General features: G+C 30.0%; 19 protein-coding genes. All 19 read right to left on the bottom strand.

All coding sequences use genetic code 11. The annotated features are described in order from the left end of the window. Positions 1-17 precede the first annotated feature (17 nt). Complete coding sequence (gene rplI, locus ACI48P_RS19695; RefSeq protein WP_475218877.1) at positions 18-467, bottom strand: 50S ribosomal protein L9; 450 nt, start codon at positions 465-467, stop codon at positions 18-20. Beyond that, positions 468-2462, bottom strand: coding sequence for a DHH family phosphoesterase (locus ACI48P_RS19690; RefSeq protein WP_475218876.1), 1995 nt, complete (start codon positions 2460-2462; stop codon positions 468-470). Between the two features lie 10 nt (positions 2463-2472). Next, complete coding sequence (locus ACI48P_RS19685) at positions 2473-3429, bottom strand: DUF2232 domain-containing protein (protein ID WP_475218874.1); 957 nt, start codon at positions 3427-3429, stop codon at positions 2473-2475. Positions 3430-3436: 7 nt separating this feature from the next. Continuing rightward, positions 3437-3757, bottom strand: coding sequence for a MazG-like family protein (locus ACI48P_RS19680; RefSeq protein WP_475218873.1), 321 nt, complete (start codon positions 3755-3757; stop codon positions 3437-3439). A gap of 96 nt (positions 3758-3853) precedes the next feature. Beyond that, positions 3854-4081 carry a 30S ribosomal protein S18 gene (gene rpsR / locus ACI48P_RS19675; RefSeq protein ID WP_042277459.1) on the bottom strand — a complete coding sequence of 76 codons (228 nt, stop codon included), beginning with the start codon at positions 4079-4081 and terminating at the stop codon, positions 3854-3856. A gap of 25 nt (positions 4082-4106) precedes the next feature. Then, positions 4107-4553, bottom strand: a complete 447-nt coding sequence (locus ACI48P_RS19670; protein WP_475218871.1) for a single-stranded DNA-binding protein — start codon at positions 4551-4553, stop codon at positions 4107-4109. Positions 4554-4590: 37 nt separating this feature from the next. After that, positions 4591-4869 carry a 30S ribosomal protein S6 gene (rpsF, locus tag ACI48P_RS19665; protein WP_475218869.1) on the bottom strand — a complete coding sequence of 93 codons (279 nt, stop codon included), beginning with the start codon at positions 4867-4869 and terminating at the stop codon, positions 4591-4593. A 289-nt stretch (positions 4870-5158) separates the two neighbouring features. After that, on the bottom strand, positions 5159-6361 hold the full coding sequence (locus tag ACI48P_RS19660) for an aminotransferase-like domain-containing protein (protein WP_475218868.1): 1203 nt from the start codon (positions 6359-6361) through the stop codon (positions 5159-5161). A gap of 98 nt (positions 6362-6459) precedes the next feature. Next, the gene (locus tag ACI48P_RS19655) at positions 6460-6645 is read right to left on the bottom strand and encodes a DUF951 domain-containing protein (RefSeq protein ID WP_475218867.1); all 186 of its coding nucleotides are present in this window, start codon (positions 6643-6645) and stop codon (positions 6460-6462) included. A 14-nt stretch (positions 6646-6659) separates the two neighbouring features. After that, on the bottom strand, positions 6660-6923 hold the full coding sequence (locus ACI48P_RS19650) for a putative Se/S carrier protein (RefSeq protein WP_475218866.1): 264 nt from the start codon (positions 6921-6923) through the stop codon (positions 6660-6662). 75 nt (positions 6924-6998) lie between these two features. Continuing rightward, on the bottom strand, positions 6999-7589 hold the full coding sequence (gene yedF, locus ACI48P_RS19645) for a sulfurtransferase-like selenium metabolism protein YedF (RefSeq protein WP_475218864.1): 591 nt from the start codon (positions 7587-7589) through the stop codon (positions 6999-7001). Positions 7590-7685: 96 nt separating this feature from the next. Further along, on the bottom strand, positions 7686-8705 hold the full coding sequence (locus ACI48P_RS19640) for a hypothetical protein (protein ID WP_475218862.1): 1020 nt from the start codon (positions 8703-8705) through the stop codon (positions 7686-7688). 70 nt (positions 8706-8775) lie between these two features. Beyond that, positions 8776-10068: a helix-turn-helix domain-containing protein gene (locus ACI48P_RS19635; RefSeq protein ID WP_475218860.1), complete on the bottom strand. Its 1293-nt coding sequence runs from the start codon at positions 10066-10068 to the stop codon at positions 8776-8778. 156 nt (positions 10069-10224) lie between these two features. After that, positions 10225-11367: an aminotransferase class V-fold PLP-dependent enzyme gene (locus tag ACI48P_RS19630; RefSeq protein ID WP_475218858.1), complete on the bottom strand. Its 1143-nt coding sequence runs from the start codon at positions 11365-11367 to the stop codon at positions 10225-10227. Between the two features lie 20 nt (positions 11368-11387). Continuing rightward, positions 11388-12263 (bottom strand): ParB/RepB/Spo0J family partition protein, encoded by an 876-nt coding sequence (locus ACI48P_RS19625; RefSeq protein WP_475218856.1) that lies wholly within the window; start codon positions 12261-12263, stop codon positions 11388-11390. Position 12264: 1 nt separating this feature from the next. Then, on the bottom strand, positions 12265-13038 hold the full coding sequence (locus ACI48P_RS19620; RefSeq protein WP_475218854.1) for a ParA family protein: 774 nt from the start codon (positions 13036-13038) through the stop codon (positions 12265-12267). A 56-nt stretch (positions 13039-13094) separates the two neighbouring features. Next, complete coding sequence (gene noc / locus ACI48P_RS19615; protein ID WP_475218853.1) at positions 13095-13880, bottom strand: nucleoid occlusion protein; 786 nt, start codon at positions 13878-13880, stop codon at positions 13095-13097. A gap of 201 nt (positions 13881-14081) precedes the next feature. Next, the gene (gene rsmG, locus ACI48P_RS19610; RefSeq protein WP_475218851.1) at positions 14082-14801 is read right to left on the bottom strand and encodes a 16S rRNA (guanine(527)-N(7))-methyltransferase RsmG; all 720 of its coding nucleotides are present in this window, start codon (positions 14799-14801) and stop codon (positions 14082-14084) included. Next, positions 14794-16689, bottom strand: coding sequence for a tRNA uridine-5-carboxymethylaminomethyl(34) synthesis enzyme MnmG (gene mnmG / locus ACI48P_RS19605; protein ID WP_475218849.1), 1896 nt, complete (start codon positions 16687-16689; stop codon positions 14794-14796). Before mnmG ends, rsmG begins: the two co-directional genes overlap by 8 nt. Positions 16690-16705: the final 16 nt, after the last annotated feature.

Below are 16705 nucleotides of genomic sequence, written 5' to 3'. Positions count from 1 at the left end.
TCACCTCAAGTGTATGTCTATTGTTTTTCTTTTACGTCTACTCTGATTTTAGTAGTAACTTTTTGATGTATTTTTATTTCAACAAATCTTGAACCTAATACTCTTATTGGCTCATCTAATAATACTTTTCTCTTGTCTACTACTATATCGTGTTGCTTCTTTAATTGTTCTGCTATATCTTTAGAAGTTATTGAACCAAATAATCTTCCACCATCTCCAGCTTTAGAGTATATAACTACGTTCATTTCTTCCATTTTCTTTCCTTGCTCAACTGCTGCTTCATATTCTTTTTCTGCTTTTATTTCTGCAGATTTATTCTTTTCATTTAATTCTTTCACTGCTGTATTATCAGCTAATACTGCTAATTTTTTAGGTAGTAAGAAGTTTCTAGCGTATCCATCACTTACTTCTTTCATTTCTCCCTTTTTCCCTGTTCCTTTTACATCCTTTAATAATATAACTTTCATCTAGTCTTCCTCCTTTAAATATTGCTCTATTATATCATTTACTAATTTATATGCTTCTGGTAGAGGTACATCTTTTAGCTGTGCACCAGCTATATCTATGTGTCCTCCTCCGCCTAATTTTTCCATTAGTACATGTACATTTATATTTCCTAGAGATCTAGCACTAATAAATACTTTACCTTCTTTTTGACCAAGTACAAATGAGGCTTCTACTTCTTTTATGTTTAGAAGTTCATCAGCTGCTTGAGCTATAACAACATTTATATTGTCTAGTTCTTGGTCTGAGTAGGCTAAGCATATTCTATTTTTAATAATTTTAGTACTTCTTATAATATCTGCTTTTGTAATAAAATCTTTTACATCTGAATTGAAAAGTTTTTTGACTTCTATAGTATCTGCTCCAACCTTTCTTAGGTATGACGCAGCTTCAAAAGTTCTTACTCCTGTTTTAAATGCAAAGTTCTTAGTATCTAAACTTATACCAGCAAGTAAACCTTCTGCCGTAAGCTTATTAATATTAACATCCTCTTCCATATATTGAACTAATTCTGTAACCATCTCACAAGTAGAAGATACATATATTTCATGGAATAGAAGTACTGTATCATTGATAAACTCCACACCTCTTCTGTGATGGTCTATTACAACTATCTTTTCAGATAATCCTAACACTTCTTCACATTCTGTATAGTTTGGCCTGTGCGTATCAACAACTACTACTAAGGTGTTCTTAGTACAATTTTTAATTGCTTCATCTTTATCTATAAATAAATTTTTATAATATTCTAATTCATTTAATCTTTTTACAAATTCATCTATAGACTCATTACTTGAATCTAATATTATGTTTGCTGGTTTATTACAAGACTTACATATATCATAAATACCAACGGCTGAACCCATAGCATCCATATCCGGATATTTATGACCCATTATATAGACATTATCACTTTCAAGAATTACTTCTCTTAAGGCATGACCGATTAGTCTTGATTTTACTTTTGTTTTCTTTTCTACTGCCTTAGACTTTCCACCATAGAATGCAAACTTGTCTTTAGTCTTAACTACAGCTTGGTCTCCACCTCTACCTAATGCTAAATCTAGAGCCCCTGTAGCAAGCTTTAAGTTTTCATTTATTGTATCACCATCAATACCTATACCCATACTTATCGTTACAGGTAGGTTGTTTCCAGTGTCTATTTGCCTTATTTTGTCCAATATAGAGAATTTTTCAGCCTCTAATTCTTTTAATTCTTTTTTATTCATAATAAGATAAAACTTATCTTTTGATGTCCTTTTCAATGCACCATTCGTATGCGCTTCTAGCGCAGATAGTGTCTTTTCTATTTCTACATTAATCAAAGGTTTTTTATCTTCCGATGCACTCTTAAGTACTTCATCATATCCGTCAACTTGAATAAGTACAATTGCATTTTTTTCTTCATTGTATTTTTTCTCAAGTTTAAGATAATCTGTTTTATCTAACCAATATAACATCATTAAGTACTTAGCGTTTTTTTCTTGTTCATTTTTTATTACATTATAAACTATTGTATATTCTTTTTCTTTATAGCTTACATCTGTATACATTTCTTTATTTTCATTCAATACTTTTCTAAGATTAAGATTTTTAACTATGTCATCAATATTCATACCTAATAAATCTTTAGCTTCTATCATCTCCTGAAACTTAGCATTGTACCAAGATATACTGCCATCAAATTCGAGTATACATAGAGGTATTGGAAGATTCATTATGGCCTTTTTTGTAGTTTCATCTATATCCAAAGATAGGTTTTGGATATATTTCATCCATTCTTTTCTTCTTATATTGGTAATTCTCCAATTGTGAAAGACCATATAAATAAAACCAAAGAAAAATAAACACCCTATATACACATTATAAAAAAGTAGCATTGTACTAGCTAATCCAACTATAAGTATATATAGATTTGTTTCTGGCATATTTATTTTAAATGTTGGTTTATTCCTCATTTCTACCCTCCTAAGTGGATTTGTAGCTTCTTACCTTTCTAAAGTCAATAATGCTATCTAACATTCCAACAAAAGATATACCCATGAAACCTGATATAAATATCATGATTCCTCCAAATAACATCATTTTATTGGGACCTTCTCTTCTCATTTTGCTAATATAGTATAAACAAATTGCTATTCCTTGAACCATAAACATAAAATTAAATACTAATTGTAGGTTTACCATTATTAAGTCAGTATATAAATTTAATCCGATTAGTTCTATAAATAAAACAAGCATGTACAACATAAAAGATGTCACTACTGCATTTCCTGGTAAATAAAATTCTTTAATTTTAGGTAATCTTAAGTCAACTTTTTTCATTCTTCTCAATATAAATGATGATAAACAATAAGTTATAAGCGCTAAAAGCATACCTTCAAAGAATAGTGCTGTAGGAATCATATTTCTAACACTATTAACTACATCATCTGGTACTATACTTTCAACCATCCCAGCATTTATGTTTTTCATAAATTCTATCTGTAATTTAACACTTTCACCTATTATAGTCATAAATTCTTCTATTAAATCTACCTTAAATATTGTTTTAGCAACAAAGAAGAACACAACTGTACATACTACAAACATTATAGTACCTGCATATATGGGCTCAAATTTATTGCTATCATCATTTTTCATATTATTCTTTACTATACTACCAATTACTAAACCTGGTATTGCGCTTATCACACATATATTTATGGCATACATCGGATCTACACTTAATATTAATACTATAAAAGTTACTATTATAGATATTATATAGAACTTTTTATCAGCTAATGTACCTATTATAGCGTATGGAACTGCTACTACTAGTCCTAATAAGCCTAACATTGGAACATATGCTGCTATCAAAGCTAATACTATACCTAATATGACTAACCCAGCTGGCTTTGATAGTTTGTTATTATTGTTCAATTTAGAATCACTCCCTATTGTCCATATGTTTTTTTAGATTTGATAAATCTCCATACCATCTCTCAACACTGTGATCTTCATCTATTCCTATTCTTATCTTTTCTTTTACCTTATAATCTATTTCTTTAAAACTTATCCCCATTCTTTTTGCTAAAAGGTATGTAATCATTATAATATTTGCTAATGTGTCTTGTAGTGTTTCATCTAATGGTTTTACCCCTTTAAAAAGAAGATTAAACAAATCACTAACACTCATTAGTATTTCTGTCTTCATCCATTCTATAATCTTTATATTCTTTGTTATATCTGAACCTTTATCTAATCTCACAGCTGCCCCCCTCCTTACTATATAATTATTATATCATAAATTATATTAGTTTTAACCTTATATACAAAAAAACGAGCCAGAAGGCTCGTCCTTTTCTTAGTCTAATGTGTATGGTAAAAGTGCTATGTTTCTAGCTCTCTTTATAGCAACTGTTAATTCTCTTTGGTGCTTAGCACAAGTTCCAGAGATTCTTCTTGGTAATATTTTACCTCTTTCAGTTACGTACTTAGTTAATCTTTGAGTGTTTTTGTAATCTATTCTAGCGTCTTTAGAAGCACAGAATTGACAAACTCTCTTCTTCTTACGTCTCTTCTTGTTTATCATAGTAGTCCCCTCCTTTTCTTAAAACTTAAAATGGTATATCGTCATCATCTATAGCTTGGAATCCTTGAGGATCTAGTCCTGTAGGCTCAAAGCTTGGTTCAAAATTCGGTTCTGAACCAGGATGATTTCCTTTATATGAATTTTCCGCTTTATTTCTACTTTCTAAGAACTGTACTCTAGAAGCATTTACTCTAGCAATTCTTCTGTTTTCACCAGCTTGATTTTGATAACTATCTATTCTTAAAGACCCTTGGATAGCTACCAAACTTCCTTTACCGATATAGTTCGCACAGTTTTCAGCAGATTTGCCCCATACTTGTATATCTATAAAGTCAGTTTCTCTTTTTCCATCTTTGCCTGCAAATTCTCTATCTACAGCTATTGCAAAGTTGGCAACTGGTGTTCCTGATCCTGCGATGTATCTTAACTCTGGGTCTCTAGTTAATCTACCCACTAATACGACATGGTTCATATTGACACCGCCTATTTTTATATAATAAGACTAGTTATTAAGCAACAACTATCATGTGTCTTATTACGTTTTCGTTTATCTTTAAGTTTCTGTCTATTTCCTTAGGAACATCTGCAGAAGAGTTGAAGTTAACTAATACGTAGTGACCTTCAGTAAACTTAGCTATTGGGTAAGCTAACTTCTTGTTACCCCATACGTCAACCTTAACTACTTCACCAGCAGTAGCAACTACTTCTTTAACTTTGTTTAGTACAGCTTCTCTAGTTTCTTCATCAGAGTTTGGCTTTACTACATAAACTAATTCATAATTTTTCACAATAATTCACCTCCCTTTGGACTTAACGGCTCTGCTTAGCAGAGCAGAGAAATGAGACTCAAATCTCATACCTACACATTTTAACATTGGTTCTTCAAAAAGTCAATTTTATTTTAACTGTCTTTTTTATTATTACATTTTTTTTGACTCTAATACGTATATCTTTGATTTATATAGATAATAATATAGATATATAGCCCCCATAACTTAAATATATTTCATCCCAATCTCCCCTAAAAAGGGTGGTCAAATGACCACCCTTTTTTTTTCATATGTATCTAATTTATATCTAAGCTTCTGATTTAACTTCCATAAATTCTCTTAATACTGCTCCTAGTCTCTTAATACCTTCTATAATTCTCTCTTCAGGCATAGTAGAATAGTTTAGTCTAAAAGTATTTTCTTTACCTCCATTAGGGAAGAATGATCCTCCTGGAACATACGCTACATTGTTTTCTAAACATTTAGCCATTATTTCTTTAGCATTTAAATTTTCTGGTAGCTCTACCCATGTAAATAATCCACCTTCAGAACGAGTGAATTCTAAACCTTCTGGTAACTCTTCTTCTAACATACTTAACATTAAATCTCTACGTTTTCTATATACATCTTTTATCTTTTCAACATGAGCATCTAAATCATACTCATCCATAAATCTACTTACTTCTCTTTGAGAAATACTTGATGCTTGTAAATCAGCACCTTGTTTTACAAATATATACTTATTTAATATCTCTGGTGATGCACAGATCCATCCTAGTCTATATCCTGGACAGAATATTTTTGAGAATGATCCTAAATAAACTACTAATCCTTTTTCATCCATAGATTTAAGAGAAGGTAAACATTTTCCTTCAAATCGTAGTTCCCCATATGGATTATCTTCAATTACTGGTATTTCAAATTTGTTTACTAATTCCATGAATCTTTTACGTCTTTCTAGTGGCCAAGTTCTTCCTGTAGGATTTTGGAAGTCTGGTATTACGTATATCATTTTTATTCTATCAGTTGTTTCTAATATTTTTTCAAGTTCATCCATAAGCATTCCATCTTTATCAGTAGGAACTTCTATGAATTCTGGACAATAAGCTTTAAAAGCGTTTATTGCTCCTAAGTATGAAGGACTTTCACATAATACTACATCACCTTCATCTAAGAAAATCTTCCCTGAAAAATCTAGTCCTTGTTGAGAACCATTAGTTATTAATATACTATCTTTTGTTACGTTAGTTTGACTCTTAGTGTTCATTCTGTTAGCAATATGCTCTCTTAATGGTGGAAAACCTTCTGTAGTAGCATATTGTAGAGCCAATCTACCTTCTTCTTCAAGAACTTCAACTGATATCTTCTTCATTTCCTCAACTGGAAATAACTCTGGTGCTGGTAAACCTCCAGCAAATGATATTACTTCTGGATTTTCTGTAAGCTTTAAAAGTTCCCTTATTTCAGATCCTTTTAAACCTTCCATTCTATTAGCAAATTTTATAGCCATAATTAAAGCCCCCCTTTTTTGCAATTCCCTACTTTAATTATAGCAAATATTGTTATATTTCGATATATAGTTTCTGCTTTTTGAATGTTATTTTTATATCACTCTGAAACTACTTTTTTGATTCTTTTTTCTAAAGTTTCTCTATCTAACATTACTAATCTTTCACACTGAGTACACTTTATTTTTATATCCATTCCTACCCTTGTAATCTCGAAATTTTTGCATCCACAGGCATGTTGTTTTTTTAGTTCTACAATATCTCCCACTTTAATAGCAATCGGCATAGTTAATATTCCTCCTAGCTTATTTTTTTAACTTCTTTACTTCCGTTTTCTAATCTACTTATATTATATATCCCTTTGTACTCTATACTATTTTCTTCAAGTACGTTTTCTACTTTCTCTATATCATCATAAGAAAATCTTATTGATATTCCGCAACTTGCTGTTATTTCCCTTGGTGTTGGTAATGTAGTACATTTTATACCATTTTCTCCAAGTAATTTGTCTGTTCTTATTGCATGATGTGTTGAGCTAAATGATACTATATACATTTCATTCATTGTATTGTTCACCTTTCTTATTTGTTATTTAAAGTAATTAAAGACTACATAATTATATGTAGCCTTAAGCATTCATTATATAGATATAGTGTTTGACGAATTCTTTAATATATCCACTATAGTGTACATATTAGTAACTGTTCCTACTTGTAGATTTTCTTTTAATCCATAGTAGTCTAAGCATGTCCCGCAAGAAAGTATTTCTACTCCAGCTTCTTCTAGGATTTTTAGATTTTCTATAGTCGCTTCAATTTCTGCACTTAGTCTTACCCCACCATTAACTAAAAGTATACTTTTAGGATAAGGCTTAGTTTCTGTCAATGTGTATATAAATCCTTTTATAAGCACATTTCCTAATTCGTCATTTCCGCTTCCCATTTTATCAGAAGATATAAACACACAAGTATCGTCTAAAGAATTGTCTTTTTTCTCTTCTATTATAACATTTTCTCCCTTTTTAATCTCTATTGAAATTAAATTAGCTTCTTCTTTTATGATATTTGTTTCACAACCCAATGAGTTTGCTAACTTTAATATATTCTCTTTTGCTATATCATTGTCTACTGTTGTGACAACTATTCCTGATTCTATCTTATCTAATTCTTTTTTTGTATTAATTACAGGCTTTGGACAAGCCAGTCCCCTTGCATCTATTTCTATAATCATTACCCATCTCATCTCCTTAGCATTATTCAAATCTATTTTATCATATATGCTATTTTCTTAGGTATAGATATTTTCTATTTACTTTATAGATACAACTTAGGAAACTTTGTATATTTTTACATTACCTTCAATATTCACTACCACTATATTCTCACCTATTGCTATAATATCTTTAATTTCTTTTCCAACATTAGATATTTCTTTGTTTTCTTGATTAAAAATACTAGAGCTAGAATATGTAATATATCCATCACCTATTGGCTCAATACCAACTATCTCAGATTTACTCTTAATATTTTTATCATCTTCACCATTAATACAAATTATCTTATTATCTTTACCAATCACATAAAGTTTACCGCTATTATCTTGTTCTATGCTTTTGATTCCTTCTATACTAATTTTAGCTTTTTCTTTTAGTTTTTCGTCTAATATTAATATTTTATTTTCAAATGCTAAGTAAATATTATCATTTTCACAGATTACATCAACAATTATTTCATCAAATTTAAGGTTTTGCTTCTCTCCACCATTAAAATCATATAGGTTTATCTCACTATATAAACCTTTATCTGTTTTAAGGTCTGCTACTAAAATACTTTCATTTATTTTATCTATATGCGTTAGTTTGCTAGAATACTCAATCTCATTGACTACACTTTTTTCTTCATCTTGTATTCTTACATATTGATTATTATCCTTTTTATAAGCCGTTACAAATAAGTTTGAGTCTATACTTTTATACATTAATGTTTCTTGATTAACCTTGTCTGTAAATATTGTTTTTCCATTTTCATTTATACTTGTAATCCTATTATCTTTTTTATCAATAATATCTATATAACTATTACTATCTATATCAAAATTTTTAATATCTTTACTCAGCTTTAGTATTGAGTTAGCTTCCCCCTCAGAATTTACAGCAATAAGCTCTTCACTATCTCCTAGTATAATATTATCTTGATACTTTATATATTTTAAATCACCATTAACTTCAATATTATTAAGCTCTTTAAAACTATTCTTATCTAATTCCTTTTTATTAAACATATTTCCTTTACTTGGATTTATTATTAAAATCAATACTACTATTACTATGGCTATCCACTTCTTCACCTACATCCCCTCCATTTGTATTACTTATTCTATACAAACAAAAAAGACTCCTTTAAAAGAGTCTTTATAATTATATGATTTGCAAGTTTTTATACATGAACACACCTTTTTGGTAGTACTCTAATTCTTTTTCTTTAGATATACTAGAATATAATTGACCCAACTCTATGTATAAGTTTGCTAATATCTTTTCTTCATTTAATTCTGATATTATTTTTATACATTTTGTTAAGTACTCAATAGCTAAATCGTTTTCATCTTGTTTATCATGCATATCAGCGTAATACTTTAACGCTTTATATTCATATAACTTATTTTTGTACTTTATAGACGATGCTAATGCTATCTTGCAATATCTTCTAGCAAGCTCATATTCTTTAGATTCAATATACGCTTCTATTATTTTACATAACCCATCCATCATATACTCATCTTCATCATTTTTCTTAATATCATAAACTTTATGTGAATACTCTAATACTTTTTCACTATGCCCCATTTTTGTATAGATATCACATATAGTCAGATATATATCTGCTAATTCACTTTTATTTTCTTCTTTATCTAATAACTCTAAAGCCTTCCTAAAGCTTTCTTTAGATTCTTCATACTTCCCCACATTAAATAAATTGTTAGCTTTTAAAACTAGCATCTCCACTTCTTCCTTAGAGTTATTTTTGTTATCTAATACATCTACTTTTTCAATATACTCTAATGATTTTTGTGGTTGATCTAATTTTATATAGCAGTATGCCATCTTACTGTATAAATCTTTATATATATCTGTATCTTCATTTACGCTTTCTATTAATATCTCTTCTGCAAAATTAAAATGACTTATTGCCCCTTTGAAGAATTCTTCTTTCATATATATTTTACCTATCCCAATATAACATTTAAATATATTATCTTTATCATTATTCTTTATAAAGAAATACAGTGCCTTTTCAAAGTTACTAACCGCCTTACTGTAATCTTCTTGCTTTAGATTTATTGTCGCTAGTAAGAAATTACATTTTCCATAACTTTCTATTAAGTCAAATTCACTACATACTTTTATTGCTTCACTTATTTTTTCTTCTGCTTTATCTAGTTCATTACATTTTATGTGTATTTCTATTTGAAGTATAAGATTATCTGTTATCTTTCTAGATTGCATTTCCTTGGTTTCTAATAAATAGTCCGTGCTTACATCTAATTTTTTTGATAAGTATTCTAATAATTCGTGACTTGTATGTGATTTATCTCTTTCGATGTGACTTATCTGTGCTGCTGTTATTCTATCTCCCGCTAGTTCTTTTAGCGTCATGTTTTTATCTTTTCTAAGTTTTTTTATTTTTTCTCCTAAACTCAGAATCTCCATATTACTCCCCCCATTTGAAAGCGTATTTATACTATGATTATAACTTAAATTTATTTTAAAAACACTATAAAAATTGACAATTTTTTACTATTTCATTCATTTTACGTAAAAAAACAGGAATATAAGTGTAATTTTTACACTATATTCCTGTTTCTTTTAATTATTATTAGAAATCTCTTTTAATGCTTCTATAGCATTATCAATCTCTTCTTTTGTATTAAAGTATCCAAAACTAAACCTTACTGCACCTTGCTCTAGTGTTCCTAAGCTCTGATGAGCAAGAGGTGAACAATGTATTCCAGATCTAGTAGCTATATCATATTCACTATCTAATAAGAAAGTTATCTCTCCCGAATCTATATTTTCAATGTTTATCGAAATAACTGCTGCTCTTTTTTTACTATCTTTTGGCCCATATATGCATATATTAGGTACTTCTTCTAATCTCTCAAGCATGTATTTACATAAATCTTCTTCATGTTTTCTTATTTTATCTATACCTTCTTCAAGTATAAATTTTACGCCCTCGTTTAATCCTGCTATACCTGGTGTGTTATGTGTTCCTGACTCATATTTATCGGGAAATAATTCTGGTTGGAACAAATCTTCTGATTGACTTCCAGTTCCACCTTCTTTTAATATATCTATCTTAAGACCTTCCCTAATATATAATATACCCGTTCCTTGTGGTCCTAAAAGACATTTATGACCAGGAGCTGCTAGCATATCTATATTTAATTCCTTAAGATTTATATCATACACACCTGCAGTTTGAGATGCATCTACTAAATATAAGATATTATGCTTTTTTGCTATTTCACCGACACCTTTTATATCTATTAAAGTTCCACATACATTAGATGCATGTGTTGTTACTATTAACTTTGTATTTGACTTTATAGCTTTCTCTATATCATTTATATTTAAGAATCCTTCTTTATCGCACTTAACTACAGTATTTTCTATACCTCTATCTTCAAGAGCTTTTATAGGTCTTATTACAGAATTATGCTCCATACTTGTAGTAATTATATGATCCCCTTTTTTTACTGAACCCTTAATAGCTAGATTTAAAGAATCTGTTGCATTATGAGTAAATACTATAGTCATAGGATTATCTATATTGAAAAGCTTAGCTATATTTTCTCTTGCATCGTAGATTTCTCTTCCTGCTCTCATTGCCATTTTGTGACCTGCTCTACCTGGGTTTGCGCAGTAATTAGTCATACAATCTAATATAGAATCATATACTTTTTGTGGTTTTGGATATGTAGTAGCTGCGTTATCTAAATAAATCATTTGCTGTCCCTTTCCTCTCTTTAATCTTCTTCAAGAAGCATAGATATTATATTGTTTAAATCTTCATCATTATAATATTCTATTTCGATTTTTCCCTTCTTTTTACCTTTAGATATGTTTACTTTTGTTCCAAAAATATTTCTTAATTTTTCTTCTACATCAACTATAAATATATCTTTTTGTTTTTCTTTTTTAGGAACTTCAGTCATTTTTTCTTCGCAAATTTTCTTTGCAATATTTTCTGTTTCTCTAACCGAAAGTTCTTCTTGGAATACTTTATTAGCTAATTCTATTTGTATAGGACCATCATTAACTCTAAGAAGAGCTTTACCATGACCAGCAGTAATGTCTCCTCTTTCTATCATATCAATTACTTCTTTTTCAAGATTTAATAATCTAATCGTATTTGTAATATGAGGTCTACTCTTACCTACTGCTTCTGAGATCTCTTCTTGTGTAACATGGTAGTGTTCTATTAAACTCTTATATGCTATTGCCTCTTCTATTGAGTTTAGATCTTCTCTTTGTAAGTTTTCTATAAGAGCAATTTCCATAATGTCCTTCATAGGTATATCTTTTATTACAGCAGGAATTTCTTTTAATTTTGCCATTTTAGAAGCTCTATATCTTCTTTCCCCTGCAATAATCATATACTTACCATTTTCATCAGGTTTTACTACTATTGGCTGTAATACTCCATAGTTCTTTATTGATTCACTTAATACACTTATTTTTTCAGGATCAAATATTTTTCTTGGTTGGCTCTCATTTGGATATACCTTACTTATTTCTATTTGAGTTATATCTTTATTATCTATTGATTCTTTTATGTCAGGTATTAATGCGCTAAGTCCTCTTCCTAATCTATTAGTTCTCTTAGTCGCTTTATTTTCCATGTTATATCACATCCTCCTCTAAATCTATAAATTCTTCTGCTAGCTCTTGATATGCAATTGCACCCTTACACCTAACATCATAATAAATTATTGGTTTACCATGACTTGGTGCTTCAGCTAATCTTACATTTCTAGGGATTAATGTTGTATACACACTTCCCTTAAAATATCTCTTTACTTCTTCTACTACTTGAATAGATAAATTAGCCCTTCCATCAAACATACTTAGTACAACACCTTGTATATCTATATCTGGATTTAATCTTGATTTAACTAACTTTATAGTTTCCATCAACTGGCTAACACCTTCAAGAGCATAGTACTCACATTGGATAGGTATTAAAACACTATCAACTGCAGTAAGTGAGTTTATAGTTAGCATACCTAGAGAAGGTGGACAATCTATAAATACATAGTCGTATTTGTCCTTTACACTATCTATTGCCTTTTTTAATATGTACTCTCTACCCTTTCTTGATGTAAGCTCTATTTCGGCTCCTGATAAATCTGTATGTGCTGGAACTAAGTCTATATTTTCAAATTCAGTAGTTATAATAGCTTCCTCTATACCTACTTCATCAACTATTACATCATAAATTGTAGTCTCAACTTCATTTTTATCTATACCATATCCACTAGTTGTATTTCCCTGTGGATCCAAATCTAATACTAAAGTTTTCTTCCCTAAATGACCTATACTTGCACTTAAATTTACATTTGTAGTGGTCTTCCCAACTCCACCTTTTTGATTAAATACTGCTATAACCTTTCCCATAAGATTTTCCCCCTTCAAATCTTTTAAAAAAAAATTACTGCTAAGCAGTAACCTTTTTATTTTTTAGGAATCTTTACAACAACTTCCATGTAATCTCCCTTGTCTATTTCATTATACTTAGCCTCAATACCTGTACCAAGTATTGCGTCAAAAGCTTGCTTCATGGTATTTAAGTATATTCTAATACCCATAGCACCCTTTATATTTTGTTTTTTTTCAGGCTCTTCTGGAGTTTCTAACTCTTCAAGAATATCCTTTATTAATTTTTCTGTTTTCTTAACAGTTAATTCATTTTTAATTATTTTATCTAGAACTTCTTTCATTATCCCTTCATCAGGTAGTTTTAGAAGTGCTCTAGCATGTCTTTCAGTCAAGCTATTTTCTACTAACTTTATTTTTATTTCACTAGGAAGCCTTAATATTCTGAGTTTATTAGCTATTGTAGATTGATTCTTTCCTAGTTTTTCTGCTAATTGTTGCTGTGTAAAGCTATGTTCCTTTATTAAATTCTCATATCCCATTGCTTCTTCTATGAAGTTCAAATCTTCTCTTTGTAAGTTCTCTAGTAAAGCTAATACGGCAGAAGATTCATCAGACATATTATTTATTATTACTGGTACAGTTTCAAGATTAGCAAGTTTCGCTGCTCTTAATCTTCTTTCTCCAGCAATTAATTCGTATGTATCACCCTTCATTCTTACTGTTATAGGTTGAAGAATTCCATAAACCCTTATAGAATTACTTAGCTCTTCTAATGCAGCTTGTGAAAAAACTTTTCTTGGTTGATATGGATTTGGAACTATCTGCTCTATAGGTATCTCCATAACTCTTTTTTCTTCCATAACATCCCTCTCTCATAAATATAAATATATTTTAATTTAGTCATTTTCTTCTCAATCGAAAATTCCTACTTAATATTGCATTATATATACTAGTGTATAATATTTCTTCATACACTTACATAATCCTTCTATTTTGTTTTAAATTTAATATAACTTTAGCTATTTCTTAGGAAATAACAGTATTTTAAATCATTTTCTGAATTATTTTATTGGGCTTTTTGCAGGTTTACCTGCTTTTCTAGGGTATTTTTCCGGCGTATTTTTTACTTTTTTGAAAACTAAAATATTATGATTTAACTGCGAGTCTGGTAAATCAACATTTATTTTCTCAATAAACTCTACACCTAAAGTTTCCATAGCAGCTTTCGACTCTTCTAATTCTAAGTTTGCATTTGGTCCCTTTAAACATATAAAGTAGCCCCCTACTTTTACGAAAGGTATACAAAATTCCATTAATACAGGTAGACCTGCAACTGCTCTAGCAGTAGCAATATCATATTGTTCTCTGTATTTTTCATATTTTCCAAAATCTTCAGCTCTACCGTGGATATATTCTATATCATCAATTCCTACATTTTTAGCAACTTCTTGTAGGAAGTTTATTCTCTTATTTAAAGAATCTAAAAGAGTTACCTTTAGATTTTCTAAACATATTCTAAGTGGCATACCAGGGAATCCTGCTCCTGTACCAACATCTATTATTGACATTCCGTCTTTTATATAGCCATTTTTAACAGCAGAAATAGAGTCTAAGAAGTGCTTTATATACACTTCTTTCTCATCCTCTATCCCAGTAAGATTCATAACTTGATTCCATTCGACTAATATTTCCCTGTAAATCTTTAAATTATTTAACATTTCGTCATTAGTCGATATACCTAACTCTTCTATTCCCTTTTTAAGTATCTCTCTATTATTCATTGTTTCCTCCTCTAGTTCTTCTCATTTGCTCTAAATATACAAGAAGTACTGAGATATCCGCTGGAGAAACACCAGAAATACGAGATGCTTGTCCTATAGATATTGGCTTTATTGCATCTAGCTTTTGTCTAGCTTCTATTCTCAATCCATCTATAGAAGAATAGTTTATATCCTCGCTAAGTTTCTTATTTTCTAACTTTTTAAATTGTTCTATTTGTTTTAATTGCTTATCTATATAACCTTCGTACTTAGTCATAACTACGCATTGTTCTCTTACTTCATCTGAAACCTCATCAGAAGCACCTTTTCCTATCGCTTCAATTAATTCATAAGTAACTTCTGGACGCTTTATAAATTCATATAAAGGTAAACCTACCTTTATTTCTGATGCTCCCATTTCCTCTAAAAGATGATTTACTTCTTTTGGAGTTACTCTTTCTGTTTTTAATCTTTCTAATTCTTTTTCTACTTCAGCTTTCTTATTTAAGAATCTTTCATATCTATCTTCTTTTACAAGACCTATATCATAACCTCTTTGAGTAAGTCTCATATCTGCATTATCTTGTCTTAAGTATAATCTATACTCAGATCTAGATGTCATCATTCTATATGGCTCATTAGTTCCTTTAGTAACTAAATCATCTATTAATACACCTATATAGGCTTCTGATCTATCTAATACAAAAGGCTCTTTCCCTTCTATCTTCATAGCAGCATTTATACCAGCTATTAAACCTTGAGCTGCTGCTTCCTCATATCCAGATGTTCCGTTAAATTGCCCTGCACTAAATAAGTTTTCAACACCCTTTATTTCAAGTGATATTTTTAATTGAGTAGGGTCTATACAATCATACTCTATAGCATATGCTGGTCTCATTATTTTTGCATTTTCTAGACCTTTAACACTCTTATACATTTGTAATTGAACTTCGTAAGGTAAACTTGTTGATATACCTTGGATATACATTTCCTTAGTATCAAGACCTTCTGGCTCAATGAATATTTGATGTGAGTCTTTATCACTAAATCTTACAACTTTATCTTCTATTGATGGACAGTATCTTGCACCTGTACTTTGTGCTTTACCTCCATACATAGGAGATCTTTCTATATTACTTAATATTATGTCATGAGTTCCCATGTTAGTTCTTGTTAAATAACATGGTTCTTGGTTTATATTAAGATTTTCATTCATGAAAGAGAATGGAGTTACTTTCTTATCACCTTCTTGAAGCTCCATAACAGAAAAATCTATACTATCTCTGTGGATTCTAGCAGGTGTACCAGTTTTAAATCTTCTCATGTTTAATCCAAGCTCAACTAATGAATCAGTTAAGTGCTTAGCGTATCCTAATGCATTTGGACCTTCGTAGAAGGATACTTCACCCATAAATATTTTAGAGTTTAAGTAAACACCAGTTGCTAATATTACAGCCTTCGCCTCATATTTACATCCTAACTTTGTTACTACTCCATTAACAACATTATTATCGTGAAGTATGTCAATTACCTCATCCATAACAATATCTATATTTGGTTCATTTTCCATAGTTTTTTTCATTTCAGTATGGTACTTAAACTTATCTGCTTGAGCTCTAAGTGAATGTACTGCTGGCCCTTTTGCAGTGTTTAACATTCTACTTTGTATAAATGTTTTGTCTGTATTTATACCCATTTGCCCACCTAAAGCATCAATCTCTTTTACTAATTGCCCTTTTCCTGTTCCACCTACAGATGGATTACAAGGCATTAATGCTATAGAGTCTAAAGACATTGTAACAACTAGTGTTTTATGTCCCATTCTAGCAGTTGCTAAAGCTGCTTCACATCCAGCATGTCCCGCTCCAACTACTATTACATCATATTTTCCTGCTTCAAACTGTATCATGTGTACTCCTTTCTGT

The organism is Romboutsia sp. LXY-2 (assembly GCF_056171995.1).
The sequence above is the reverse complement of the archived record's forward strand: the minus strand, read 5'-3'. Positions and strand labels throughout refer to the sequence as shown.